This is a genomic window from Streptomyces sp. NPDC001270 (assembly GCF_042896695.1).
Classification (GTDB): Bacteria; Actinomycetota; Actinomycetes; order Streptomycetales; family Streptomycetaceae; genus Streptomyces.
Window position 1 is genome coordinate 42,779 of record NZ_JBIAXM010000013.1, and the last position, 24,367, is coordinate 67,145.

Annotated in this window: 20 protein-coding genes, 1 tRNA gene and 2 pseudogenes; 11 read left to right on the top strand and 12 right to left on the bottom strand. The window is 71.6% G+C overall.

Features of this window, described 5'->3' with window-relative positions; genetic code table 11:
* Nucleotides 1-77: 77 nt before the first annotated feature.
* The 4 genes from ACFY2B_RS22410 to ACFY2B_RS22425 all read right to left on the bottom strand — a co-directional run bounded on the left by ACFY2B_RS22410 (nucleotide 78) and on the right by ACFY2B_RS22425 (nucleotide 4,804).
* On the bottom strand, nucleotides 78-824 hold the full coding sequence (locus ACFY2B_RS22410; RefSeq protein WP_390764841.1) for a DUF6227 family protein: 747 nt from the start codon (nucleotides 822-824) through the stop codon (nucleotides 78-80).
* Between the two features lie 177 nt (nucleotides 825-1,001).
* Nucleotides 1,002-2,219, bottom strand: coding sequence for an Ig-like domain-containing protein (locus ACFY2B_RS22415; RefSeq protein ID WP_390764842.1), 1,218 nt, complete (start codon nucleotides 2,217-2,219; stop codon nucleotides 1,002-1,004).
* 267 nt (nucleotides 2,220-2,486) lie between these two features.
* Nucleotides 2,487-3,515 carry a P1 family peptidase gene (locus ACFY2B_RS22420; protein WP_390764843.1) on the bottom strand — a complete coding sequence of 343 codons (1,029 nt, stop codon included), beginning with the start codon at nucleotides 3,513-3,515 and terminating at the stop codon, nucleotides 2,487-2,489.
* 50 nt (nucleotides 3,516-3,565) lie between these two features.
* Nucleotides 3,566-4,804 carry a low temperature requirement protein A gene (locus ACFY2B_RS22425; RefSeq protein WP_390764844.1) on the bottom strand — a complete coding sequence of 413 codons (1,239 nt, stop codon included), beginning with the start codon at nucleotides 4,802-4,804 and terminating at the stop codon, nucleotides 3,566-3,568.
* Between the two features lie 163 nt (nucleotides 4,805-4,967).
* Between ACFY2B_RS22425 and ACFY2B_RS22430 the strand changes: the two genes are divergently transcribed.
* On the top strand, nucleotides 4,968-5,132 hold the full coding sequence (locus ACFY2B_RS22430; protein ID WP_390764845.1) for a hypothetical protein: 165 nt from the start codon (nucleotides 4,968-4,970) through the stop codon (nucleotides 5,130-5,132).
* Nucleotides 5,133-5,151: 19 nt separating this feature from the next.
* Here the strand turns inward: ACFY2B_RS22430 and mscL are convergent, their stop codons facing one another.
* The 6 genes from mscL to ACFY2B_RS22460 all read right to left on the bottom strand — a co-directional run bounded on the left by mscL (nucleotide 5,152) and on the right by ACFY2B_RS22460 (nucleotide 11,572).
* Nucleotides 5,152-5,622 carry a large conductance mechanosensitive channel protein MscL gene (gene mscL, locus ACFY2B_RS22435; RefSeq protein WP_390764846.1) on the bottom strand — a complete coding sequence of 157 codons (471 nt, stop codon included), beginning with the start codon at nucleotides 5,620-5,622 and terminating at the stop codon, nucleotides 5,152-5,154.
* 138 nt (nucleotides 5,623-5,760) lie between these two features.
* Complete coding sequence (locus ACFY2B_RS22440; RefSeq protein ID WP_390764847.1) at nucleotides 5,761-6,234, bottom strand: hypothetical protein; 474 nt, start codon at nucleotides 6,232-6,234, stop codon at nucleotides 5,761-5,763.
* 739 nt (nucleotides 6,235-6,973) lie between these two features.
* On the bottom strand, nucleotides 6,974-7,807 hold the full coding sequence (locus tag ACFY2B_RS22445; RefSeq protein ID WP_390764848.1) for an S-methyl-5'-thioadenosine phosphorylase: 834 nt from the start codon (nucleotides 7,805-7,807) through the stop codon (nucleotides 6,974-6,976).
* Nucleotides 7,808-7,910: 103 nt separating this feature from the next.
* Entirely contained in the window at nucleotides 7,911-8,264 is a 354-nt protein-coding gene (locus tag ACFY2B_RS22450) for an FmdB family zinc ribbon protein (RefSeq protein WP_390764849.1), read from the bottom strand.
* Between the two features lie 67 nt (nucleotides 8,265-8,331).
* The gene (locus ACFY2B_RS22455) at nucleotides 8,332-9,624 is read right to left on the bottom strand and encodes an MFS transporter (protein WP_390764850.1); all 1,293 of its coding nucleotides are present in this window, start codon (nucleotides 9,622-9,624) and stop codon (nucleotides 8,332-8,334) included.
* A gap of 487 nt (nucleotides 9,625-10,111) precedes the next feature.
* Nucleotides 10,112-11,572: a potassium/proton antiporter gene (locus tag ACFY2B_RS22460; protein WP_390764851.1), complete on the bottom strand. Its 1,461-nt coding sequence runs from the start codon at nucleotides 11,570-11,572 to the stop codon at nucleotides 10,112-10,114.
* A gap of 312 nt (nucleotides 11,573-11,884) precedes the next feature.
* Between ACFY2B_RS22460 and ACFY2B_RS22465 the strand changes: the two genes are divergently transcribed.
* On the top strand, nucleotides 11,885-14,683 hold the full coding sequence (locus ACFY2B_RS22465) for a penicillin acylase family protein (protein ID WP_390764852.1): 2,799 nt from the start codon (nucleotides 11,885-11,887) through the stop codon (nucleotides 14,681-14,683).
* 100 nt (nucleotides 14,684-14,783) lie between these two features.
* Here the strand turns inward: ACFY2B_RS22465 and ACFY2B_RS22470 are convergent, their stop codons facing one another.
* Nucleotides 14,784-15,419 (bottom strand): 5-formyltetrahydrofolate cyclo-ligase, encoded by a 636-nt coding sequence (locus ACFY2B_RS22470; protein WP_390764853.1) that lies wholly within the window; start codon nucleotides 15,417-15,419, stop codon nucleotides 14,784-14,786.
* A 79-nt stretch (nucleotides 15,420-15,498) separates the two neighbouring features.
* Here ACFY2B_RS22470 and galU point away from each other — a divergent pair, with 79 nt between their 5' ends.
* The 9 genes and pseudogenes from galU to ACFY2B_RS22515 all read left to right on the top strand — a co-directional run.
* Nucleotides 15,499-16,401, top strand: coding sequence for a UTP--glucose-1-phosphate uridylyltransferase GalU (galU, locus tag ACFY2B_RS22475; protein WP_390764854.1), 903 nt, complete (start codon nucleotides 15,499-15,501; stop codon nucleotides 16,399-16,401).
* 4 nt (nucleotides 16,402-16,405) lie between these two features.
* On the top strand, nucleotides 16,406-17,728 hold the full coding sequence (glp, locus tag ACFY2B_RS22480) for a gephyrin-like molybdotransferase Glp (protein WP_390764855.1): 1,323 nt from the start codon (nucleotides 16,406-16,408) through the stop codon (nucleotides 17,726-17,728).
* A gap of 235 nt (nucleotides 17,729-17,963) precedes the next feature.
* A complete protein-coding gene (gene moaC, locus ACFY2B_RS22485; protein WP_376531940.1) occupies nucleotides 17,964-18,443 on the top strand; it encodes a cyclic pyranopterin monophosphate synthase MoaC in 480 nt (159 codons plus the stop codon).
* Entirely contained in the window at nucleotides 18,440-19,096 is a 657-nt protein-coding gene (locus tag ACFY2B_RS22490) for a molybdenum cofactor biosynthesis protein B (RefSeq protein WP_390764856.1), read from the top strand. The genes moaC and ACFY2B_RS22490 overlap by 4 nt, the downstream gene beginning before the upstream one ends.
* A 20-nt stretch (nucleotides 19,097-19,116) precedes the next feature.
* Nucleotides 19,117-19,812: a GNAT family N-acetyltransferase gene (locus ACFY2B_RS22495; protein ID WP_390764857.1), complete on the top strand. Its 696-nt coding sequence runs from the start codon at nucleotides 19,117-19,119 to the stop codon at nucleotides 19,810-19,812.
* A gap of 172 nt (nucleotides 19,813-19,984) precedes the next feature.
* A complete protein-coding gene (gene glpR, locus ACFY2B_RS22500) occupies nucleotides 19,985-21,376 on the top strand; it encodes a gephyrin-like molybdotransferase receptor GlpR (protein ID WP_390764858.1) in 1,392 nt (463 codons plus the stop codon).
* A gap of 299 nt (nucleotides 21,377-21,675) precedes the next feature.
* Nucleotides 21,676-21,749: transfer RNA gene (locus tag ACFY2B_RS22505), tRNA-Ala, on the top strand.
* 223 nt (nucleotides 21,750-21,972) lie between these two features.
* Nucleotides 21,973-22,184: pseudogene (locus ACFY2B_RS22510) on the top strand (bifunctional 5,10-methylene-tetrahydrofolate dehydrogenase/5,10-methylene-tetrahydrofolate cyclohydrolase); the annotation flags it as partial.
* A 248-nt stretch (nucleotides 22,185-22,432) separates the two neighbouring features.
* Nucleotides 22,433-23,125 (top strand): annotated as a pseudogene (locus tag ACFY2B_RS22515) (FAD-dependent oxidoreductase); the annotation flags it as partial.
* A gap of 92 nt (nucleotides 23,126-23,217) precedes the next feature.
* Here ACFY2B_RS22515 and ACFY2B_RS22520 read toward each other — a convergent pair.
* Nucleotides 23,218-24,132, bottom strand: coding sequence for a LysR family transcriptional regulator (locus ACFY2B_RS22520; protein ID WP_390764859.1), 915 nt, complete (start codon nucleotides 24,130-24,132; stop codon nucleotides 23,218-23,220).
* Between the last annotated feature and the right edge of the window lie 235 nt (nucleotides 24,133-24,367).

Here is a 24,367-nt window from a genome sequence, read left to right on the forward strand (position 1 = left end):
CGGCGGTCGGCGGGCGCGTACGCCGGCCGCAGCCGGGCGCGGACGCCGGGAGTGGGCGGCGCGGGGCTCGGGCGTCCTCAGGGCTGGTGCGCCGCCCTGCGCTCCATGGCGGCCCGTGCCGCGTCCTCCGTGCCGTACACCTCGCACATGTGCCGGCCGTCCGGCGTCGCCGTGTGCTCGACCTCCCACAGGGAGTGTTCGCTGCCGTCGCGCAACAGGAACGCGTGCTCGTAGAGCGAGATGCCGACCACCGGCCGGCCGGTCCGCTCCGGCCGCCCGAACGCCTGCGTGATCTGGTGCGCGAACGCCGTCGCGAGCAGCGCGGCCGTCTCCGCGTCCGGGCGGTCCGCGTTCTCCGCGCGCCGCAGCAGCCGGCGGGCGTGGTCCGCGGAGTCGTCCGGGGCATAGGCGTGCCGTGGCGCGGGGGGCGGTGGCAGCTGTACGTGCACCGGCAGCTCGAAGTCCGGGCTCTCGGGCGGCAGCGGCAGCCGGGAGGTGGCGGCGCGCAGTGCCTCCTCGTCGGCGTAGACCTCGTGTGCCGGTTCGCTGCCGGGGGCGGTGTTGTGCACCAGCTCCCAGAGCGTGATCGCGCGGCCGTCGGTGAGCAGCCAGGTGTGCCGGTACGTCTCGCAGTGCAGGCCGGCGCTGTGGTGGGCGGAGTGCAGGGAACTGTCGTGCGCCAGCGCGCAGTCGAGTTGCAGTATTGCCTCGTCGGGCAGCTCGAAGGAGTTCAGGGCGCGGCCGAGGAGCCGCGCGAGGTGCTCCTCCGGAGACTCGGGCGACTCGGCTGGGTCGTACGCTGCCGTCTCGTACGGAACGCTCAAGGTTTCTCCCGGCGTTGCTGCATGTCACCTTGTGGGTGCATACCGTAGCCCCTCGATCGGACATCATGTCCGGGAACCGAGAAAACGTACGCCGGGAAAACGCGCGGGCCGTACGGGGAAGTTCCCGTACGGCCCGATGTTCCGTCAAAAACCGCCGGTCAGGCGGCACTTCGCCACTCAGACCGCGCTACCGGCGACCCACTCGTTCCACGGCAGGTTCCAGCCGTTGAGGCCGTTGTCCGGAGCCACGGTGGTGTCCGGCGAGTTCTTGACGATCACCACGTCGCCGATGAGAGAGTTGTCGTAGAACCACTTGGCGGTCGTGTCCCCCTGCGCGCCCTGCACGTCGGCGAGCCCCACGCAGCCGTGGCTCGTGCCCTGCTGACCGAAGGGCGGATTGGACTTGCTGTACCAGTAGTTGCCGTGGACGAACGTCCCCGACGTGGTCAGTCGCATCGCGTGCGGCACGTCCGGGATGTCGTACTCGCCGCCGAAGCCGACCGTCGAGCCGTTCATCCGCGTCTGGACGAACTTCTCGGAGATCACCATCTGCCCGTTGTACGTCGTGTGCTCCGGGCTGCCCGCCGAGATCGGCACCGACTTGAGGGTCGTGCCGTCCCGCACCACCGTCATGGTCTGCGTGTTGACGTCGACCGTGGAGACCTGCGAGCGCCCGACGGTGAACGTCACGGTCTTCTTCTGCACCCCGTAGACGCCGTTCGCGCCCTCGACGCCGTCCAGGTCGATGTTCACGGTGACCCGCGAGCCGGCCTTCCAGTACTCCTGCGGCCGGAAGTCGAGCCGCTGCGTCCCGAACCAGTGCCCCACCACCTGCTGCCCGCTGTCGGAGTTGACCGTGATGTGTGACTGCACGGCCTTCTTGTCGCTGATGGCCTTGTCGAAGGTGAACGACACCGGCATGCCGACGCCGACCGTGGCGCCGCCGTCCGGCGTGTACGTCCCGATGAAGCTGTTCGCCGTGCTGACGGTGGTGAAGACGGAATTCGCCGCGGCCGTACGCCCGTCGGTGTCCTTCGCGGTTGCCGCTATCTCGTACTTGGTCCCGCGCTCCAACTGCTCCTTCGGCTTCCAGCTGGCGCCGTCCGCCGACACCGTGCCCGGCACGGCCTGTCCCGACCCCGCGACGGTCATCTTGACGTCGGTCAGCTTGCCGTCGCTCACCTTCACACCGGTGCTGTTGATGGACGCGCCCGTCGAACCGTCCTTCGCCGAGATCGCGATCTTCGCCACGGACGTCGTGGGGGAGTCGCCGCCCTTGCCGTCGTTGATCGTGGTGCCGGCGTTGCCGCCACACGCGGTCAGGGTCAGGGCGCCGACCAACAGGGCGGCACTGGCCCCCAGTACGCGCCGCGCTGCGATGTTCGGCGTAGTCACGGGCTGCTCCAGGTTTGTGTGGTGTGGGTGATCCGTTTCTGTACGTGGGGTGAGAGGCACCCGCACCCGGTGAAGTTCGCGTCGTCGGCTCATGAATACATGCACGTGACAGAACCGCGACAATCCGAGCCGCGACCAGCCAAGGGTGGGGCCAGTCAGGGGTGGGACCAGCCAGGGGTGGGACCAGTCCTGGGTGCGACAAGACCGGGCTCCCACCCCCTCCCCCCCTCCCCTCCCCACCCCGCCCCCACGGTCGCCCCCCCGCCGCTACGAGGCGCCGTACAACTCCTCGTACGACGGCCATGCTCCGCCCGGTCCGGCCACCGGCTCCGCGGCCCGTACGGCTCGTACGATCGCCCGTGTCACGGCGTCCGCGCCGGCCGCCAGGATCTCGTTGAGCGCGAGCGGGTTCCCGGTGTCGAGCGGGCGTTCACCCGTGGCCAGCGCGAACACCGTGTCGCCGTCGTTGAGCAGGTGCACCGGCCGTACGGCGCGCGCGATGCCGTCGTGGGCGGTGCCGGCCACCTTCTGCGCCTGGGCCTTCGAGAGGTCCGCGTCGGTGGCGACCACGGCCAGCGTGGTGTTGAGCGGCGGAGCCTGGTTCCGCGCGGCCGCGTCGGCCAGGCGCCGGCCCGCCGCCTCGTGGACGCGCGCCTCCGGATAGGTCACCGGCCCCTGGAACAACTCCCCGTACAACACGCCCGTCCGCGGATCCAGCGCCGATCCCGCGGCGTTGGCGACCACCAGCGCGGCCACCGTGATGCCGGAGCCGAGGACCGTGCTCGCGGTGCCGATCCCGCCCTTGAGCTGTCCCACCACCGCGCCCGTACCGGCGCCCACGCATCCCTCGGGCACCGGCGACCCGGGGGCGTTCGCCGCGGCGGCCTCGACCGCCGCCCGTCCGGTGGCCGCGTCCGGGCGGGCCCGGAAGTCACCGCCCCGCCCGAGGTCGAAGACACAGGCGGCCGGCACCACCGGCACGACGTGCGCGGGATCCGCCCCGACCCGCACCCCGCGTCCCCGCTCCTCCAGCCAGGCCATCACCCCCGAGGCGGCGTCCAGCCCGTACGCGCTGCCGCCGGTGAGCACGATCGCCTCGACCTTGCGGACCAGGTTGCGCGGGTCCAGGGCGTCGGTCTCCTTGGTGCCGGGCCCGCCGCCGCGCACGTCCACGGCGGCCACGGCCCCGCCCTCCGGCGCGAGGACGACCGTGGTGCCGGTGAGCAGTCCTTCGCCGGTGCGGGTCGCGTGCCCCACCCGAAGCCCGGCGACGTCCGTCAATGCGTCAACTGTCATGACGGCCAGTCTCTCCCGGAGCGGCTCCGCCGAGGCCGGCCGCAGGAGTGTCAGGCGGCGGGTGTGGCGGGCCTCGCCTCCGTCCCGTGCGCCGCCCTTCCTGCCGTCAGTGCGATCCCGACCGCCACCGCCAGCGCGGTCACGATGCCCGCCGCCAGTACCGCCCAGTGGCCCAGGAAGGTGCAGCAGATCACCAGCAGCGCCGCGAGCGGCAGCACCACCTGCTGGGCGGTGCCGACCTTGAAGTGACGCGAGTGCAGGATCCACACCGTCAGCAGGTAGAGCGCCGTGGGCAGGGTGACGGCCGCCGAGGCGGCCAGGACCGAGATGTGCGAGGTGCCCACGGACTGCTCGACCACCACTTCGAGTCCGGCGCCGATCGCGGCCGCCGAGGCGAAGACCAGGTAGTGGCCGTAACCCCACAGGAACGACTGTCTGCTGGAACGCAGATGTCCGTGGATGGGCACCGCGAAGTAGATCCACCAGGCCGAGAAGACGATCAGCAGGCCGCCGGCCGCGATCGGCAGCAGCGTGTCGAGCGCGTCGTGCTCGGACACGGCGGACTTCACGGCGACCGTGGCCGCGGCGATCGTCTCGCCGAGCACGATGATCGTGAACAGCCCGTACCGCTCGGCGATGTGGTGCGGATGCCAGGCGGTGGTGTGGTGCCGCTCCGCGAACACCGGCACGCAGATCTCCGCGATCGCCATCACCAGGAACACCCAGGGGCGTGCGTGCGGAGGCAGGACCACCAGCCCGGCCCAGCCGATCTGGACCAGCAGGACTCCGGCCGCGTACCGCACCGCCGTGGTCCGTTCCGGGCCCTCGGCGGTTCTCGCCGCCCGCAGCCACTGGGTGGCCATCGCCACCCGCATGATCACGTAGCCGAGCCAGACCGCCATGTAGTCGTGCTTCTCGAACGCCTGGGAGATCCCCGCGGCCAGGACCAGGACACCGGCGATCTGGACGAGGGTGATCAGGCGGTAGAGCACGTCGTCGTTGTCGTACGCCGAGGCGAACCAGGAGAAGTTCATCCAGGCCCACCAGATGGCGAAGAACAGCATCGCGTAGTTCAGGATGCCGTTGCCTGCGTGTCCCTCGGCCACGGCGTGCACCAACTCGGCGCCCGCCTGCGCCACGGCCACGACGAAACACAGATCGAAGAAGAGTTCGAGTGGCGTGGCGACCCGGTGCGGCTCGCCGCGTTCGCGTGCGGTGAGTCTGCGCAGGGGGCGGGGTGGGTGCGGCGTGCCCGCGGAGGCGGGTGTCGGAGCGGGACTCGGGGTCATGCCTCTCAGCACAGCAGAAATCCCGGCGAAAAGCTTGTGAATGAGTTCACAAGTTCTTCGGTGGGTCTCGATCCGAAGGAACGACCAGGTCGGACGGTGTCCGAACCCCTCCCGGTGGCGCACTCGGCGCCGGGCGGCGGTCCCAGGGCCGTACCCTTGGGGCATGACCACCGCCCCCGAACCGCGCGACCCCAGGCCCGCGCTCGTCTTCGACGATCCGCTCGACCAGCAGTCCTCGGACGACACGGACCGCGGTTGGGGCGAGGCCGACGACTCCGCCGCCGGCCTGAAGCGCTTCCTCGACGAGAAGCCGCCCCACCACCTCTGAAGCGGACCCCGCGGGGCCGCTACCGCTCGTCGTGGCCCGAACCGCGCTGCGCCACCAGCGCGTTGCGGATCTCCTTGAGCACCTCCAGCTCGGTCACCTCGATGACCTCCGGGGTGGCCTCCGTCCCCTTCTCCCGGTCCTTCCTGCGGGCCTCCAGCCGGGCCAGGTACTTCGCCATGGGCAGCACCATCAGGAAGTAGACCACCGCCGCGGTGATCACGAAGCTCAGCGTGGCGCCGAGGACCGAGCCCCACATCAGCTGGATGCCCTGGTCGCCCTCGCACGACGAGCTGAGGCACGAGCTGTAGTGGTCGAGGTTCTGCGTGCCGACCGCTCCGACCAGCGGGTTGATGATGCCCTTCACCACCGCGTTGACGATGTTCGTGAAGGCGGCTCCGATGACCACCGCGACCGCCAGGTCGACGACATTGCCGCGCATCAGGAAGGCTTTGAAGCCTTGCCAGATGCTCGGTTCCTGCTTCTCGCTCACCTCGGGGACTCTCCTCGTGCGCACAGGTTGTGGAACGAAACGCTCCGCAACCTACGGCACCATGCGGCCATCCTGTCCAATTCCTTCCCTCTAACGAGGGACTTGACAGCGTGTCGTCAAGACAAGGTCCGCGCCGGTTCAGCACAGCGTCACCGCCAGTCGCGCCGTCGCGCTCGCCCCCACGAGGCGCGCTGCCGTGGCGCGCGGCACCGACAGCACGACGAGCGCCCCGCTCTCCACGGCACCGTCGAGCGGCTCCGGCAGCCGCGCCACCCGCGCCCCGCGTGCGACCACCTGGGCGGCACCGCCCGTCGCGGGATCCTGCGCGGCGATGACGTCGACCCGGTCCCCGGGGCGCAGCAGCCGGACGGTGGCGGCGTCGGCGATCCGGACCGGTGCGGTCACCGCCTCGACCGCCGTGCCCGTGCCCGGCTGCCGTGCGGGCTCGATCGCGGGATGGCCGCGGGCCCGCTCGGGGCGGTGGGGATCCGTCGCGGCCCGCGGTCCGGTCGCCAGGAGCGCGGCGGCGGTGACGGCGAGCCCGGCCGTCAGGGCACGCCCGCGATGCCGTACGAGCCGTTGCAGCCCGTACCGTGCGCCGCGCACCCGCACCGGCGCGAACTGTGGGATCTCGCACGTGGCGGGGGCGTCGGTGCCGAGCGGGCGCGGCTCGGGAACAGGAGCGGGACGGGGAGGCGGGAGCGCGGGCGGCGGGAAGGAAGGAGGCGGTGAAGGGGTGGCCGGAGACGGGGAGGAGAAGGAAGGGGGCCAAGGTGCGGCCGGAGAGGGCTGCTGCCGGCTGGGGAAGGCCCGCTGCGGGGGAGGGGCCGAGCGCTGGGGGAGAGGGGCGGAGCGCTGGGGGGTGCGGACGGGGGGGCCCCCCGGGGGGCGGGGGGGGGGCGGGGGGGGGCGGGGGCGGGGGGGGGGGGCCCCGGGGGGGGGGGGGGGCCGCGCGGGGGGGGCGCGGGGCGGCGCGGGGGGGGGTGCGGACGGCCGGCCGCAGGGCGTCCGGCCGGGGATCGGGCGGCGGAGCGGAGCGGAAGGACGGTCCCGAGGAAGGCCGGGGCGGGACGGACCGGTGAGGAACGGGCGGGTGAGGAACGGGCGGGTGAGGAACGGACATGAGGTCACCACCTGTGTGCGGAATCGGGTTGCGATCCCACGATGACGCCTCACGCCGACACTCGCCGAAGCCGGTGGATCACGGGCGGACTGTGGACAACTCGCCCGCCCGAACGAGGAATTCCGCTACGGCGCCACGGCAGCACAGCACCACGGCGCTCGGCACCACAGCACCAAGGCGTCGCAGCACCAAGGCGTCGCAGCACCACAGCCCTACGGCCCCAAGGCCCTACGGCAGCTCGAACCCGGGGTCCATCCCGCCGAGCGCGCCGGCGCACAGGCAGTCCCGTGCCGCGCTGTCCGGCAGCGCCGCCACCACGTCGAACAGCACACCCCGCAGCCGGTCCACATTGGCGGCGAACACCTGCAACACCTCGTCGTGGGAGACCCCGTCGCCGGTCTCCGCGCCCGCGTCGAGATCGGTGACCAGCGTCAACGATGTGTAGCACAGCTCCAGTTCACGGGCGAGTGCCGCCTCCGGGTGGCCGGTCATGCCCACCACCGACCAGCCCTGCGCCTGGTGCCACAGCGACTCGGCGCGGGTGGAGAACCGCGGTCCCTCCACCACGACCAGCGTGCCGCCGCCCACCGGTTCCCAGTCCTGGCCGCGAGCCGCCTTCAGCGCGGCGCTCCGGCCGACGGGGCAGTAGGGGTCGGCCAGGGACACGTGCACCACGTTCGGCACGGTCCCGTCGGGCAGCGGCAGCCCGTCGAAATACGTCTGTGCCCGCGCCTTCGTGCGGTCCACCAGCTGGTCCGGGACGAGCAGCGTGCCGGGCCCGTACTCGGACCGCAGGCCGCCCACCGCGCAGGGGCCGAGGACCTGGCGGACGCCCACCGACCGCAGGGCCCAGAGATTGGCCCGGTAGTTGATGCGGTGGGGCGGCAGATGGTGGCCACGGCCGTGCCGGGGCAGGAAGGCGACCCGCCGCCCCGCGACCTCGCCCAGGAAGAGGGAGTCGCTGGGAGCACCGTAAGGGGTGTCCACCTGGAGCTCGGTCACGTCGTCGAGGAACGAGTAGAAGCCCGAGCCGCCTATTACGCCGATCTCTGCGTTCGCCATGACGAGCACACTAGCCGCGCGGAAAACGTCGGGAAAGCGGAGGCCGGAGAGGACGCCGAAGACCCCACCGTCGGGTGACGGCAGGGTCTCAGGAGGAGGAGTCTCAGGCGGCTGAGCTGCCGCTGGAGCTCGACGACGAGGAAGACGAGGACGAAGACGTCGAGGACGACGAAGAAGAGGACGTCGAGGACGACGCCGACGAAGACTTCGTGTCGGAGGAGGAACCCGACGACGTGCCGGACGCGGCGGGCTTCGCGGCCGGGCTGCTGCCCGAAGAGGAGCCGCGGCTGTCGTTCCGGTAGAAACCGGAGCCCTTGAAGACAATGCCGACTGCGGAGAACACCTTCTTCAGACGGCCACCGCAAGCGGGGCACTCGGTGAGGGACTCGTCGGTGAACTTCTGCACCGCCTCAAGGCCCTCGCCGCACTCGGTGCACTGGTACTGGTAGGTGGGCACTGTCTTCCTCCTGGCACTCTCACTCGATGAGTGCTAACGACGGTCCATAGTGACGTATTCCCGGGGATCAGTCCACCGCGACCGGCGCTCGGTGACCGACGCCACGTGTGACGGTCCGGGCCCGGGGCGGGCCGGCCAGCCGTGAACGCAGTGCCAGCAGGGTTGCCAGGGCGAGCAGGGTACCCGCCATCGGCACCAGGAATCCGGCGCCGTCCCACGCGCGGTCCTCCAGCTGACCGGCGACGGTGACCGCGGCCGCCTGGCCCAGGGCGACCGCCCCGGTCAGCCAGGTGAACGCCTCGGTGCGCGCGCCGGCCGCGACCAGGTCGCCGACCAGGGTGTAGCCGGTGATCAGGGCGGGCGCGATGCAGATGCCGACCAGGAGGCCGAGCCCGGCGAGGAGCGGCACGGAGTGGGCGGTCCACAGGGACGACGCGGTCAGCGCGAGCGCCGCGTAGCCGATCACCAGGCGGCGTCGTGGTGCCACCTTCCAGGTGATCGCGCCGCACACGATGCCGGAGAGCATGTTGCCCGCCGCGAACGTCCCGTACAGGACGCCGTTCAGGCCGGGCCGGCCGATCGACTCGCTGAACGCGGCCAGCGAGACCTGCATGCCGCCGAACACGGAACCGATGCCCAGGAACGCCACGACCAGGACCCGTACACCGGGGACGCGCAGCGCGGACGTCTGCCGCACGCGCGCGTGGCCGCGTTCGGTCACCGGCGGCTGGGTGCTCCTGCGCGCGGCGAACAGCAGGCCGCCGAGCAGCGTCAGTGCGGCCTCCGTGACGAGCCCGGCGGCCGGGGCCACCGCGGTGCACAGGGCCGTCGCCAGCAGCGGGCCGACGACGAAGGTCAGCTCGTCCGTGACGGACTCGAAGGCCGCCGCGGTGGCCGCCAGCGGGGAGCCCTGGAGCCGTGCGCTCCAGCGGGTGCGCACCATGGGACCGATCTGCGGCACCGAGGCGCCGGTCGGCACGGCCGCCGCCAGCAGTGCCCACAGGGGTGCGTGCGACAGCGCGAGGGCCGTCAGCGACAGGCCCGACAGCGTGTGCACGAGGACGCCGGGGATCAGCACCGCGTGCTGGCCGTAGCGGTCGGCGAGGCGCCCGCTGTAAGGGGCGAACAGCGCCATGGAGACGCCGGTGACGGCCGCCGCGGCGCCCGCGGCGCCGTAGGAGCCGGTGGTGTGCTGCACGAGCAGCACGATGGAGAGGGTGAGCATCGCGAACGGCTGGCGTGCCGCGAAGCCGGGGAGCAGGAACGCCCATACGCCGCGAGTGCGCAGCAGTTGCCCGTATCCGGGGCGGGACGGTGCCGCCGGGTTCTCCGACGGCTCGTTGGTGACCGTGGACGCCACGGCCGTGCCTTTCTGCCGCCTGGTAGCGCGATCCCTTGCCGGGCCCGTACGCCTCAGGAGCACGCTCCTTCGGTCCACACGCCTCGCGGGGGCGCCGAGAGCTGTCCTCTTGCGCGGAACTGCGGTAGATACCGGCGTCACCGCTCAGGGCGTCCGGCCGCCATACGGTCGCGCCAGCTCTGCGTCAGACAGAGTTGGTTCGATCAGGGGTGCCTTCATCGTACAGGGTTCAGCACGTCGTACGGCTGTGAATCCGCGCACCACCAGGCGCGTTCGCCTGGGATCGACGGGAGACGCCGGCCGTATGAAACGCGCCACGTGAGACGACAAGAAACGCGCCACGCGCGATGACATGAAGCGCGTCACGTGAAAATGCGGCCCCCACGCGCGCGTGGCCGTCCTGAGTCGCCCCCACGCGCGCGTGCCCGTTCGGCGCTCGCAGGCCCGCGGGCCTGCGAGCCCGTCCCCGTCGGGAGCCGGGGGCTGCTCAGTGCCCCGTCCCCGCGCTGCCCGTGCCCAGCCAGCCGGCCAGCTTGCCGCCCTGGGCGACCGCCCGCAGCCGCTGTTCGGCGGCGTCCCGGACGGGATCGGTGGTGACCACGAGGAGTTCGTCCCCGCGCCGCAGCACGGTCGTCGGTGTCGGGACGAACGATTTTCCGTCCCGTACGACCAGGGTGACCCCGGCCCCGGCGGGCAGGCGCAGCTCGCCCACCTCGACGCCGTGCATCCGTGAGCCCTCCGGGATCGCGAAGGACAGCAGATGACCGCGCAGCCGCTCCAGGGGTGCCGATTCGATCCCGAGGTCGGCCGCCTCCGCCCCGTCGCCGAGCTTCAGCAGACGTGCGAGCCAGGGCAGCGTCGGCCCCTGGACCAGGGTGAAGACGACGACCAGGACGAAGACGATGTTGAAGATGTGACGGCTGCCGGTGACGCCGTTCACCATGGGGATCGTCGCCAGGATGATGGGCACGGCGCCGCGCAGTCCGGCCCAGGACATCAGGGCCTGCTCCTGCCACGGCACCCGGAAGGGCACCAGGCTGAGCAGCACGCTCAGCGGGCGCGCGACCAGGGTCAGCGCCAGGCCGATGACCAGGGCCGGCCAGAAGTCGCTGCCCAGGGTGTGCGGCGAGACCAGCAGGCCGAGCAGGACGAACATGCCGATCTGGGCGATCCAGCCGACTCCCTCGGCGAAGCCGCGTGTGGCGGGCCAGTGCGGCAGCTTGGCGTTGCCGAGCAGCATCGCGGCCAGGTAGACCGCGAGGAAGCCGCTGCCGTGCGCGAGTGCGCCGGCCGCGTAGGCGGTGACGGCGATGGCCAGCACGGCGATCGGGTAGAGGCCGGAGGCGGGCAGCGCCACGTGTCTGAGGCCCCAGGCGCCGAGCCAGCCGACCGCGAGTCCGATGGCCGCGCCGATGGCGAGTTCCAGGAGTATTTCGCCCAGCAGCACGTACCAGTGCGCGACCGGTCCCGCGGTGGAGAAGGCGATGACCAGGATGACCACCGGGGCGTCGTTGAAGCCCGATTCCGCTTCCAGCGTGCCCGTCACGCGCGCGGGCAGCGGGAGTCTGCGCAGCACCGAGAAGACCGCCGCCGCGTCCGTGGAGGACACCACCGCACCGATGATGAGCGCCTGCCGCCAGTCCAGCCCGACCAGGTAGTGCGCGGCCGACGCCGTCACCCCGACGCTCACCGCGACGCCGCACAGCGCCAGCGTGGAGGCCGCGGGCAGCGAGGGTTTGATCTCTTTCCACTTCGTGCCCAGGCCGCCCTCGGCCAGGATCACGACCAGGGCCGCGTACCCGATGATCTGGGTCAGTTCGGTGTCGCTGAACTGGATCTTCGCGATGCCGTCCTGGCCCATGAGGACGCCGATCCCCAGGTAGACGAGCAGGCTCGGCAGCCCGCTGCGCGAGGAGATCCGCACCGCCGCCACGGCGACGAGCAGCACGAGGGAGCAGACGAGCAGGAGCTGGTTGAGGTGGTCGACAGTCAGCAGCGCATCCCTTCACCGGTTCGCGCGCGGGGGCGCGACGCTCACGTACACACAGTCGAGGCTGCGGCACGCCGCACCCAACTACTTCATTACCTTACCTAACTCTTGACGCTTTCTTGACGCGGGGAGGGGCAAGATCGAACGCGCGTCCGTGCTGGTACCCCGGTCCGGGTCAAGGGCCACAGGTTCCTGCGCCTATGGTTGCTCCAGCGCTCATTCAAAGTCACAGCCCGACCTGCCGCTCGCGTTAGGACAGCAAGGACAGCGATGCCCCCGAACACCACCGCCACCGTGGGTGCCCAGCCCGGCAAATCAGGCAGGAAGGCGGGTGCCCGGCCGGGCAGGTCAGGCAGGAAAAAGGGGCGCAGACTCCGCTTGCTCGTGCTCGTCGTCGTCCTTGCCATAGTCGGCGGCGTCGCCTACGGCGCGTACTGGTCGGTCAGCACCGTGCGCGCGTCCTTCCCGCAGACCACGGGCTCGATCAAGCTCGACGGGCTGTCCGGGCCGGTCGAGGTGAAGCGGGACGGCTACGGCGTGCCGCAGATCTACGCCTCCTCCGACGAGGACCTGTTCATGGCGCAGGGCTATGTCCAGGCGCAGGACCGGTTCTACGAGATGGATGTGCGCCGCCACATGACCGCCGGGCGGCTGTCCGAGATGTTCGGCAAGAGTCAGGTCAAGAACGACGAGTTCCTGCGGACCCTGGGCTGGGACCGGGTCGCGAAGCAGGAGTACGACACCAAGCTGTCGGACTCGACGAAGAAGTACCTCCAGGCGTACTCCAAGGGCGTCAACGCCTACCTCCAGGGCAAGGACGGCAAGGACATCTCCCTGGAGTACGCGGCGCTCGGGTTCACCAACGACTACAAGCCCGGGCAGTGGTCCCCGGTCGACTCGATCTCGTGGCTCAAGGCGATGGCCTGGGACCTGCGCGGCAACATGCAGGACGAGATCGACCGCGCCCTGATGACCACCCGCCTCGGCCCGCAGCAGATCAAGGACCTCTACCCGGAGTACCCCTACAGCCGCAACAAGACGATCGTCCAGGAGGGTCAGTACAACGACCTGACCAAGGCGTTCGAGCAGAGCGGCGGCACGGGCGGCACACAGGGCACGACGGGCACGTCCGGCTCCTCGGGCACCTCCGGCTCCGGAGCGGGCCTCACGAGCCAGCTCTCGGGCCTCTACGACGTTCTGGACAACCTCCCCACAGCCGTCGGCGTGAACGGGCAGGGCATCGGCTCCAACGCCTGGGTCGTGGCCGGGAAGTACACGATCACCGGCAAGCCGCTGCTCGCCAACGATCCGCACCTGGAGGCGTCGCTGCCGTCGGTCTGGTACCAGATGGGCCTGCACTGCCGCACCGTCTCCGCCAAGTGCCAGTACGACGTCACCGGTTACACCTTCGCCGGCATGCCCGGCGTGATCATCGGTCACAACGGCGACATCGCCTGGGGCATGACCAACTCCGGTGTCGACGTCACCGACCTCTACCTGGAGAAGCTGACCGGCGCCGGCTACCTGTACGGCGACAAGGTCAAGCCCTTCACCAGCCGCGAGGAGACCATCAAGGTCGCCGGCGGCGAGTCCAAGACGATCGTCGTGCGCCAGACCGCCGACGGCATGCCACTGCTGTCCGACCGCGACGACGAACTCGTCAAGGTGGGCAAGACGGCCTCCGTCGACACCGCGGCGCCGGACCGCGGCGACGGCTACGGCATCGCCCTGAAGTGGACCGCCCTGGAGCCGGGCACCACCATGGACGCCGTCTTCGCCCTCGACAAGGCGGCGGACTGGAGCGACTTCCGGAACGCCGCCGCCCAGTTCGACGTGCCCTCGCAGAACCTGGTCTACGCCGACACCCAGGACAACATCGGCTACACGCTGCCCGGAAAGATCCCCACGCGCGCGAAGGGCGACGACGGGTCCGTCCCGGCACCGGGCTGGGACTCCGAGTACGCCTGGACCGGCTACATCAAGCAGGACGAACTGCCCCACGAGTACAACCCCTCGCGCGGCTACATCGTCACCGCCAACCAGGCCGTCGTCGACCCGGACAAGTACCCGTACACGCTCACCACCGACTGGGGATACGGCGCCCGCAGTCAGCGGATCACCGATCTGATCGAGTCCAAGATCAAGAACGGTGGCAAGATCTCGACCGACGACATGCGCCAGATGCAGCTCGACAACAGCAGCGAGATCGCCAAGCTGCTCGTGCCCACGCTGCTGAAGATCCACGTAGATGACAAGGACGTCCGCCAGGCGCAGCAGTTGCTGGAGGGCTGGGACTACACCCAGGACGCCGACTCGGCGGCGGCGGCGTACTTCAACGCGGTCTGGCGCAACATCCTCAAGCTCGCCTTCGGCGACAAGCTGCCCAAGGAACTGCGGGTCAAGGGCCAGTGCCTGTGGGTCGACAAGGTCGACAGCACCGGTCCGGTGGACGACGACACCAAGGTGCGCGAGTGCGGCCAGCGCGCCGCCGACCAGGCGCAGCCGGACGGCGGCGACCGCTGGTTCGAGGTGGTCCGCACCCTCATGGACAAGCCGGACAGCGACTGGTGGAAGACACCGGCCTCCAAGACGGGCAGCCGCCCGGCCGCCGACAACCGCGACGAGCTGTTCAGGCGTGCCATGATCGACGCCCGCTGGGAGCTGACCGCCAAGCTCGGCAAGGACATCGACACCTGGAGCTGGGGCCGGCTGCACCGGCTGTTCCTGAAGAACCAGACCCTGGGCACGGACGGCCCCGGCATCCTTCAGTACGCCCTCAACCGCGGCCCGTGGGAGCTGAGCGGCGGCGAGGCGACGGTCGACGCGACCGGCTGGAACGCGGCCGGCGGCTACGGCGTCGTGTGGGTGCCGTCCATGCGGATGGTGGTCAACCTGGACGACCTCGACAAATCCAAGTGGATCAACCTCACGGGAGCCTCGGGCCACGCCTACAGCGCCCATTACACCGACCAGACCGGCACATGGGCCAAGGGTGAGCTGCTGTCCTGGTCGTACTCCGGCAAGGCGGTCGACAAGAGCACGAGCGACACCCTGGTGCTCAATCCGTGATCGGCTGACGGCTGATGGGGAAGGGCCCGCTCACGCGCGCGTGAGCGGGCCCTTCCCCATCAGCCGGGGCAATCCCGGCCGAGTCCGCGGGCCGTCGCCGTCAGCCGGTCCTGAAGCGGCGCACGCCGGACGGCGTCACGACGGCGTGCACGGGCCGGTCGTGCTCCTGAGCCGGAAGGCGTTCGACGACCTCCGAGTCATACAGGAGCACCACCAGGGCGGGGTGCGCGTCCGCGCGCTCCAGGCGGGCCAGCACCCGGTCGTACGAGCCTCCGCCGCGGCCCAGCCGCATCCCGTGCGCGTCGACCGCGAGGCCGGGCAGCAGGACGACGTCGGCACCCGTCACGGCCTGCGGGCCCAGCCGGTCCCCCGTGGGTTCGTGCAGCGTCATCCGCCCGGCGTGCCGGACCTGAGTGAGGGAGCCCTCCCCGGCGTACGCGCCCCAGTCCAGGTCCTGGTCCGGCAGCAGGGCGGGCAGCAGGACCCGCACACCGCGCGCGTGCAGCGCGTCCAGCAGCGCCCGCGTCGCAGGCTCGCTCCCGACGGAGACGTACGCTGCCACCGTGCGGGCCCGCGCCAGCTCCGGCAGCTCCAGCGCGCGCCCGGCCAGCGCGGCACCGGCCTCCTCGATGTCATCCGCCGTCAACCTGTTCCTCACCGTGAGGAGCTGTAGTCGCAACGTCCGCTTGTCAGGGTCGGCCGGGTGTCCTTCGTGTTCCACGGATCGTTCTCGCATCCTTCTCAATGTGCTCATATGAGAGCGAATTAACCGGAGCCCCAGTTTCCTGGCAAAGGCACCGGATAAGGTTGCGCGCATGACTCAGTCGCACCCCAGGATCAGTAAGGCTGTCATTCCCGCAGCAGGTCTTGGCACCCGGTTCCTGCCCGCCACCAAGGCCACCCCCAAGGAAATGCTGCCGGTCGTGGACAAGCCGGCGATCCAGTACGTGGTCGAGGAGGCCGTGTCGGCTGGGCTCGATGACGTCCTCATGATCACGGGACGCAACAAGCGCCCCCTGGAGGACCACTTCGACCGCAACTACGAGCTGGAATCGGCTCTGCAGAAGAAGGGCGACGCCGAGCGGCTCGCCAAGGTCCAGGAGTCCAGCGACCTCGCGACCATGCACTACGTGCGCCAGGGCGACCCCAAGGGCCTGGGTCACGCCGTCCTGTGCGCGGCCCCGCACGTCGGGCACGAGCCCTTCGCCGTCCTGCTCGGTGACGACCTGATCGACCCGCGCGACCCCCTGCTCAAGCGCATGATCGAGGTCCAGGAGCAGCACGGCGGCAGCGTGATCGCGCTCATGGAGGTCGCGCCCGAGCAGATCCACCTCTACGGGTGCGCGGCCGTCGAGGCCACCGCCGACGCCGACGTCGTCAAGGTCACCGGCCTGGTCGAGAAGCCGGACCCGGCGGACGCGCCGTCGCACTACGCGGTCATCGGCCGCTACGTCCTCGACCCGCACGTCTTCGACATACTGCGGCAGACCGAGCCGGGCCGCGGCGGCGAGATCCAGCTCACCGACGCCCTCCAGCAGCTCGCCCAGGACGAGAAGACCGGCGGCCCCGTGCACGGCGTCGTTTTCAAGGGCCGCCGCTATGACACCGGCGATCGTGGCGACTACCTGCGTGCCATTGTCAGACTCGCATGCGAACGTGAAGACCTGGGCCCGGACTTCCGGGCCTGGCTTCGCAGTTACGTAGCCGAGGAGATGTAGCGATTTGACCAGTGCCGCGCCCCGCACCGCCGACCCGGACCACCTGTGGTCGGTGGACGACCACCTGGAGGACATCCTCACCACCGTCCGCGCCCTGGAGCCCCTCGAGCTGCAACTGCTCGACGCCCTGGGCTGCGTCCTCGTCGACGACGTCATGGTGCCGGTCTCGCTGCCGCCGTTCGACAACAGCTCCATGGACGGGTATGCGGTGCGGGTGACGGACGTCGCGGGCGCGAGCGAGGAGTTTCCCGCCGTCCTGGAGGTCGTCGGGGACGTCGCGGCCGGCGCGGCGGACCTGGTCCGGGTGGGTCCCGGCCAGGCCGCCCGCATCATGACCGGCGCCCCGCTGCCGCCCGGAGCGGAGGCCGTCGTCCCCGTCGAGTGGACCGACGGGGGCCTCGGCGAGGGCCCGGCGGCCGGGATGCGCGCCCGCAGCCTGGCCCCCGAGGGCGCCGCCGGGCACGTGCGGGTGTACCGCTCCGCCGAGCCACGCGCGCACGTGCGCGCGAAGGGCAGCGACGTACGGGCCGGCGACCGGGCCCTGGAGGCCGGCACGGTCCTCGGCCCGCCGCAGATCGGCCTGCTCGCCGCCATCGGCCGCGGCACCGTACGCGTACGCCCGCGTGCGCGCGTGGTCGTCATGTCCACCGGCAGCGAACTGATCCAGCCGGGCGAGCAGCTCGACGGCGGCCAGATCTACGACTCCAACAGCTTCGCCCTCACCGCCGCCGCCCGCGATGCCGGCGCCATCGCCTACCGGGTGGGCGCCGTCGCCGACGACGCCGAGACCCTGCGCGCCACGATCGAGGACCAGCTGATCCGCGCCGACCTGCTGGTCACCACGGGCGGCGTCAGCGTCGGCGCCTACGACGTCGTCAAGGAGGCGCTGTCGGACGTCGGCGACGCGGACGAGCCGGGCAGCGGCGTCGAGTTCCGCAAGCTCGCCATGCAGCCCGGCAAGCCCCAGGGCTTCGGCACCATCGGCCCCGACCACACACCCCTGCTGGCCCTGCCCGGCAACCCCGTCTCGTCGTACGTCTCCTTCGAGTTGTTCGTCCGCCCCGCCATCCGCACCCTGATGGGACTGACGGACGTCCACCGGCCCCGGATCCGCGCGACCCTCACGGCGGACGCGCCGCTCCGCTCCCCCAAGGGCCGCAGACAGTTCCTACGGGGCACCTACGCCGACGGCGAGGTGACGCCGGTGGGCGGCGCCGACTCCCACCTGGTCGCGGCCCTGGCGCACGCCGACGCGCTGATCGTCCTTCCCGAGGACGTGGCGTCCGTCGAACCGGGAGCCGAGGTCGAGGTGATCCTGCTCCGCTGAGCGGGTACCCGGAGCGGGGCCCACAGCGGCCCGGCAGTGCCCCGAGCGGCGCGGGGAACCGCGGGACCGGTGACGATGCCGCCGTGGACGACGACAGCACCGTACGGCCCGGCCGGCCCGAACGCTCGGGCCGCGGTCCCGCTCCGGTGCGCACCGCGAGTTGGCGGTACCGTGTCGCGCACGACACATCCGTGCGCCGCACCCCGACGGACCCGACCGGAAGCCGCCACACAGCATGAGTACGCAGGACCGACTGACCCACATCGACGAGGCGGGCGCGGCCCGCATGGTCGACGTATCCGGGAAGGACGTGACCGCGCGCACCGCCCGCGCCAGCGGACGCGTCCTGGTCTCGCCCCGGGTGATCGAGCTGCTGCGCGGTGCGGGCGTCCCCAAGGGCGACGCCCTGGCCACCGCGCGCATCGCGGGCATCATGGGCGCCAAACGCACCCCGGACCTGATCCCGCTGTGCCACCCGCTGTCGGTGTCCGGTGTGAAACTGGACCTGTCGGTCGCGGACGACGCCGTCGAGATCGTCGCCACCGTGAGGACGACGGACCGTACGGGCGTCGAGATGGAGGCCCTGACCGCGGTGTCGGTGGCCGCCCTCACCGTGATCGACATGGTCAAGGCGGTCGACAAGGGAGCGGTCATCACGGACGTACGGGTGGAGGAGAAGACGGGCGGCAAGTCGGGCGACTGGAGCCGGGCATGAGCGACTGGCCGTTCCTCGGCGGTGCGCTGACCGCTCCGTACAGCGCGCTGGTCGTCACCGCGTCCAACCGCGCCGCCGCCGGTGTCTACGAGGACCGCGGCGGGCCCCTCGTCGTCGCGGGCCTGAAACGGCTCGGGTTCGCCGTGGACGGGCCGCAGGTGGTGCCGGACGGGGATCCCGTTCAGGCGGCGCTGCGGGCGGCGGTGGAGGCCGGGTACGACGTCGTCGTCACCACCGGCGGCACCGGCATCTCGCCCACCGACCGCACACCGGAGGCGACCCGCGAGGTGATCGACCGCGAGGTGCCGGGCATCGCGGAGGCGATCCGGGCGTTCGGACGCGAGAAGGTGCCGACCGCGGCGCTCTCGCGGGGGCTTTCCGGGGTGGCACGCGGGACGCTGATCGTCAACCTGCCCGGGTCCAGCGGCGGGGTCAAGGACGGGCTGGCCGTCCTGGAGCCGCTGCTGGTCCACGCCGTGGACCAGATCCGCGGCGGCGACCACCCCCGGCCGGCCGCGGGCTCCGCGCAGCCCGCCGCGTCGTCCGAGCAGGCGGGCGAGGAGAACTCCAGACCCTCCCCCGGTGCCCGCGGGGCCCAGGGGGAGGTGCCCCCGGCGGCAGCTGGGGAAGTACCCCCAGGGGGTGTGAGCTGAACAGCCCGTCCTGGCCCGCGGTGCTGACGGACGGCGAGGTCGTCCTGAGACCGATAAGGCTGCGCGACCAGCGTGTCTGGCGCGAGGTGAACCGGCGCAACCGGGACTGGCTGCGCCCGTGGGAAGCGACCATTCCACCGCCCACGCCCAGCGGCCCGATCACCCACCGCCCGACCTACCGCCAGATGGTCCGGCATCTGCGGTCCGAGGCGAACGCGGGCCGGATGCTGCCGTTCGTCATCGAGTACCAGGGGCGGCTGGTGGGGCAGTTGACGGTCGCCGGGATCACCTGGGGATCGATGTGCTCGGCGCACATCGGCTACTGGGTGGACCAGGCGGTGGCCGGCCGGGGAGTGATGCCGACGGCCGTCGCGCTCGCGGTGGACCACTGTTTCCGCACCGTGGGTCTGCACCGCATCGAGGTCTGCATCCGCCCCGAGAACCGGCCCAGCCGCCGGGTCGTGGAGAAACTCGGATTCCGTGAGGAGGGGCTGCGGCCGCGCTATCTCCACATCGACGGGGCCTGGCGCGACCACCTCGTCTTTGCGCTCACCGCGGAGGAGGTCCCGGAGGGGTTGCGCGGGCGCTGGGAGCGGGCGCGGTCCCGGCCGACGACGGACACCGGGAGTGTGCCGAACGCCCAGAGCGGGCAGAGCACATCCGCCCCCTGGAATCCACAGAACGCTCCGGGGAATCCCGGCTGGCGCGGAAATTGAATGTGTGTTCGAAATTGATCGGCGGATGACCGACTCGGGGTAATGAAATTCACGGGAACGCCCGTCCGCTGATCACATCGATGGCAAAAAAGCTGGAAGTATCAGCCTGATCGTGCGACACACCGGCCCAATTGGCAGATGGCCTCACGCAAACCCCTCTACCGTGTGAGGCGTGAGCAGCAGCGGCCTCATCTACGCAGTCATTGTCGGGGCCTGGGCCGCCTACTTGGTGCCGATGTGGCTCCGTAGGCAGGACGAGCTGAACGAGGCCCGTCCTACGGAACGCTTCAGTACCGCCATCCGGCTGCTGTCCGGACGGGCGGGGATGGAGCGCCGATACGCCAAGGACCTGCGGTCGCGCTCCGCCCGCGAGGGGGAGCCCGACACCGACAATGCTCCCGGCGCCGTCACCGATTCGGTGGACGTCCGGGCCTTCGCCATGCCCCGGATCCGCCGTCAGGTGCGGGCGGACGCCGAACCGGTGGCACCGGGACGCCCCGAACGGCCGCGCGAGCCCGGGTCCGTGCCGGCGTCCGCGCGTGAGTCCGGGTCCGTGCCGGCGTCCGCGCGTGAGTCCGGCTCCGGGCCGGCCTCCGGGCGCGACCACGCGGCGGCGTCGGCCTCCGCGTCGGCCGCCGGGCGTGAGCACGGGGCGGCTCAGGCGTCCGCACGTGAGTACGGGGCGGCGTCGGCGTCCGGCGCCCCGGCTGGTTCCCCGTCCGCCGAGGCGGCCGAGTCCCCGGCCGTGCCCGCGCAGCAGGGCGCCCCGGCGGCCCGGCACGCCCCTTCGGCGCAGGCCGCCGCGGCGCGCGCCCGGCGCACCAAGGTGCTCGCGCGCCGTCGGCGCACCACGGTGCTGCTGTTCCTCGCCTTCACCCTCGGCGCGATCGTCGCCGCCGTCGGCGGGCTCGCCTTCCTCTGGGCGCCCGGTGTGCCCGCGGTCCTGCTCAGCGGATACATCGCGTACCTGCGCGCCCAGGAGCGCCGCCGGTTCGCCTACCAGATGGACCGGCGCCGGGCCGAGGTCGCGGCGCAGCGGCTCAGGGAGCGCCAGCCGCGCCGGCGCACGCCCGTGGACTCGGGTGCCACCGCCGACGAGGCGGACGAGGGACCCGAGCCGGAGGCCGACCCCGCACTCTCCACCCTGGCCGCCGACCGGCGCGCGCTCGTCGAGCAGACCGACCACGCCGAATGGGTCGACCAGCAGCGTGAGCGCCAGCGGCGCCCCGGGCACGGCGACAGCTGGGACCCGGTGCCGGTGCCGCTGCCCACGTACGTGACCGCGCCGGTCGCGCCGCGCGCCACCTCCGACGTGGACCTGGCGGCACCCGACGCGTGGAGTTCGGCGCGGTCCAGTTCGGTGGCCCCGGAGCAGGAGGCGGAGTCCGCCGAGCCGGACGGGCCGACGGAGGAGTCGGCACACCCGGCCGAGGACAAGCCGACGGCGGGCGGACGCAGTGACGCACGCCGGGCCGCTTCTGCCCGCCGTGCCCGCGAGCGCGGCCGCACCCCGTTGTTCGACCAGTACGAGGACGGCGAACGGCCGCGCGCGGCCAACGAGTGACAGCGGCCCGGCCGACGAGCGGCGGTGACGATGCCGGGATGCGCGTCGGCGACGACGGCGGGGCGCACGAGGCCCGGGGCGCGGCAGTGGCGACGGCGGGGCGTACGACGACTCGGGGTGCGGCAGTGGCGGCGGCGGGGCGCACGACCGCGACGACGGCCGGGTGCGTGCGGCTGTGCGGAGCGGCGTCCGGCAGCGGCCGAAAGCCCGTGTGACCAGCCGGAAACCCGGCCCCTGACCAGTCGGGGAACGGATTACCAAGCACCCCGACGGGGATGCTAAAGTTTCACTCGTTGCAAGGGCCTGTGGCGCAGTCCGGTAGCGCACCTCGTTCGCATCGAGGGGGCCAGGGGTTCGAATCCCCTCAGGTCCACGCACGACTGTTCTTGAGTTAGCTCAAGGTCGGTTGACGAGATCCCGGCGATCATGATGATCGCTCGGGATCTTTGTCGTTTCCGGGGTCTGTCCGAGGGTGTTCGGGGTGGTGGATGGCGGCGGTGGTGGTGCGCAGCTGTGTCGACGACTCGCTTTTCTCCGTTGAGCGCAGGACGGCCAACCCCGGGTTGCCGGGGGTGACGGGTCTGGTCTGTTGGTCGATCAGCGGTGAGGACGTCAAACCGGGCGCGGTAATGATCGATGCCGGGTACAACCCGGGCAACGTCGGCGACGCGTGGATTTCGCCACTGCCCGAACCCGTGTCCGCCTGATCACTCCCGTCCTCGGCGCAGTCGGGCCGATGACCATCGCCCTCCTGCTCTCGCAGACCGTCGACGCCGCAGCACGTCAGCTCGGAGTCCCGGGACGCTGACACCACCCACATCGGCTGACCCGTCGGATCACTGTCACCGTAGACTCAACGCCACAGGAAACGTCTTCTGTGCCGGATCAGCGGCGATCCGTGGCTCGCGGGTGCCCGGTCCCTGCGAAGGTGATCCAGCAGGTGTCACGGGCGGTGTCCAGGAGATACCAGATGCGGCCGCCGCCGGTCACCTCGATCTGCCATTGCCCGCAGGTCTGTCCGCGGTGGATTCCGTGCGCCAGACCACCCTTGAGGCGGTGGTGCCGGGGTGTCTCCGTGGCAGGTCTGGGGGCGGTGCGCATGGTCGTCCAGGCGCGGTAGGTGTTCTCACCGGCAAGTCGGTCGTCGAGACCTACCTGTTCGACGCCGACACCCGGCACCCGGCCACCGCGAAAGCGGTCGGTGGCGGGTCGATGATCGCGCCCAAGCCGGGCCGGGAGATCTTCGCCCACCGGGAAAGGGACGACACCCTGCACGCCTACGTCGAACTGTCCGAGCCGCAGGAATGGTTCGCCGCCATCGATTTCGCCGATGCCGCCGTGGCCACCGCCAGGATCGCGCAGGAGTTCGCCGGCTGGGCGCCGGAACTCACCGCGCTGATCACCGACAGCGACATCGCGCCGGTCCTGCGCCCCCTCTACGCCCTGCCGACCGGGCACCGGTGGGACCGGGTGCCGGGAGTGACCCTGCTCGGCGACGCCGCCCACCTTTCGGCCCCGAACGGCGAAGGCGCCAACCTGGCCATGCTCGACGGCGCCGAACTCGGCAAGGCCCTCGCCGCACACCCCGACGACACCGAGGCCGCACTCACCGAATACGAGCAGGCCATGTTCCCCCGCAGCGCCGAGGTGGTCACTTTCGAAGGCTTCGAGGCGCACGGGACCGACTCCGACGACAATCCGGTCCACAGCCTGATCGCCGCGTTCACCCGGCACGAGCAGCCCAAGTAAGGCGTTCGCCCAAGGCGTTCGCCCAAGGCGTTCGCGCAAGGTGTTCGCCGTCGTGCGGGCCTTGGGACCAGGAGAGTCCACCAGCCATCGCGTCAGGTCCGTGTCCCGGGTCGGGTGGGGCCGGCCGGGGTGAAGGCCGTCGCCAGTTGGTCGAGCAGGGGCGCCGCGGACGGGTGCGGGGCGCGGCGCGGGGTGATCGTGTAGATGCCACGGCTCGGGGGGTCGACGAGGGCCGCCGTGGTGACGTCGGGCCGCAGCGCACAGGTCAGGAGCCCGGGTATCAGGGCGATGGCGTGGCCGGTCGCGACCAGAGCCAGCTTGCCGGGCAGGTCGGCCGCGGTGAGGTCGATACGGGCGGTGACTCCGGCACGGGCCGCGTGCCGGCGCAGCAGGGCCGCCGAGCCGTCGTTGTCCTCGGCCCAGGTCTCGTCGGCCAGGGCCCGGATGGACACGGGCCCGCGGCCGGCCCGCGGGTGACCGGCCGGCAGTACGACGACCATGTGGTCCAGCCCGAGGAACCGGCGTTCGACACGGGGGTCGTTGGGCAGTCCCGGCGGTGCGTCGGTGACCACGGCGACGTCGAGATCGCCGGCGGTCACGCGGTGGTGCAGTTGTTCGCTCAGCCCGGGGAACAGGCTCCACCGGACGGGCCCGGCCCGCTCCAGCATCCGCCGGACGGCCTCGGGGACGATCCCCGCGGCCAGAGAGGGCGTCGCGCCGACGGCCAACGGCCGTTCGAACGCGCCGTCGCGCAGGTCGCGGGCGGCGCGCACGGCGCGGTCGGCCTCGTCGAGTGTGGCCAGGGCGTGGTGGTGGAACGCCTCGCCCGCGGGCGTCGGGCGCACACCGCGCGCGTGGCGCTCGATGAGGGACACGCCGAGTTGCCGCTCCAGGCCGGCGATCTGCCGGGAGACGGCCGACTGCGTGTGGTTGAGTTCGACGGCCGCCGCCGACAGCGACCCGAGTCGGCACACGGTCACGAAGGTTCGCCACACGGTCAGTTCCATGGCGCCAGTATGTCCAGCCGGTATGCGCGTCCGGCAGGGGAGGGCTGCGGAATCTGCGCTTGTCGCAGAGCCGGGGGTGAACCACTCTGGCACGCATGACCACAGCACACACCGTCGCCGTTCCCGGCCGGGGGCGCATGGGCGGCGCGCTCACGACCCGCCTCGCCGCGCGGGGCCGGGACATCGTCGGCTGGGCACGCTCCGGGCGCGCGTCGGACACCGCACGCACGACCGC

Coding starts and splice junctions, on each gene's coding strand:
- ACFY2B_RS22445 (WP_390764848.1), bottom strand. CDS start 7,807: ATGGCGAACGCAGAGATCGGCGTAATAGGCGGCTCGGGCTTCTACTCG.
- ACFY2B_RS22490 (WP_390764856.1), top strand. CDS start 18,440: ATGAGCGACTGGCCGTTCCTCGGCGGTGCGCTGACCGCTCCGTACAGC.
- ACFY2B_RS22430 (WP_390764845.1), top strand. CDS start 4,968: ATGACCACCGCCCCCGAACCGCGCGACCCCAGGCCCGCGCTCGTCTTC.
- moaC (WP_376531940.1), top strand. CDS start 17,964: ATGAGTACGCAGGACCGACTGACCCACATCGACGAGGCGGGCGCGGCC.
- ACFY2B_RS22465 (WP_390764852.1), top strand. CDS start 11,885: ATGCCCCCGAACACCACCGCCACCGTGGGTGCCCAGCCCGGCAAATCA.
- ACFY2B_RS22420 (WP_390764843.1), bottom strand. CDS start 3,515: ATGACAGTTGACGCATTGACGGACGTCGCCGGGCTTCGGGTGGGGCAC.
- ACFY2B_RS22425 (WP_390764844.1), bottom strand. CDS start 4,804: ATGACCCCGAGTCCCGCTCCGACACCCGCCTCCGCGGGCACGCCGCAC.
- ACFY2B_RS22520 (WP_390764859.1), bottom strand. CDS start 24,132: ATGGAACTGACCGTGTGGCGAACCTTCGTGACCGTGTGCCGACTCGGG.
- ACFY2B_RS22470 (WP_390764853.1), bottom strand. CDS start 15,419: ATGCGAGAACGATCCGTGGAACACGAAGGACACCCGGCCGACCCTGAC.
- galU (WP_390764854.1), top strand. CDS start 15,499: ATGACTCAGTCGCACCCCAGGATCAGTAAGGCTGTCATTCCCGCAGCA.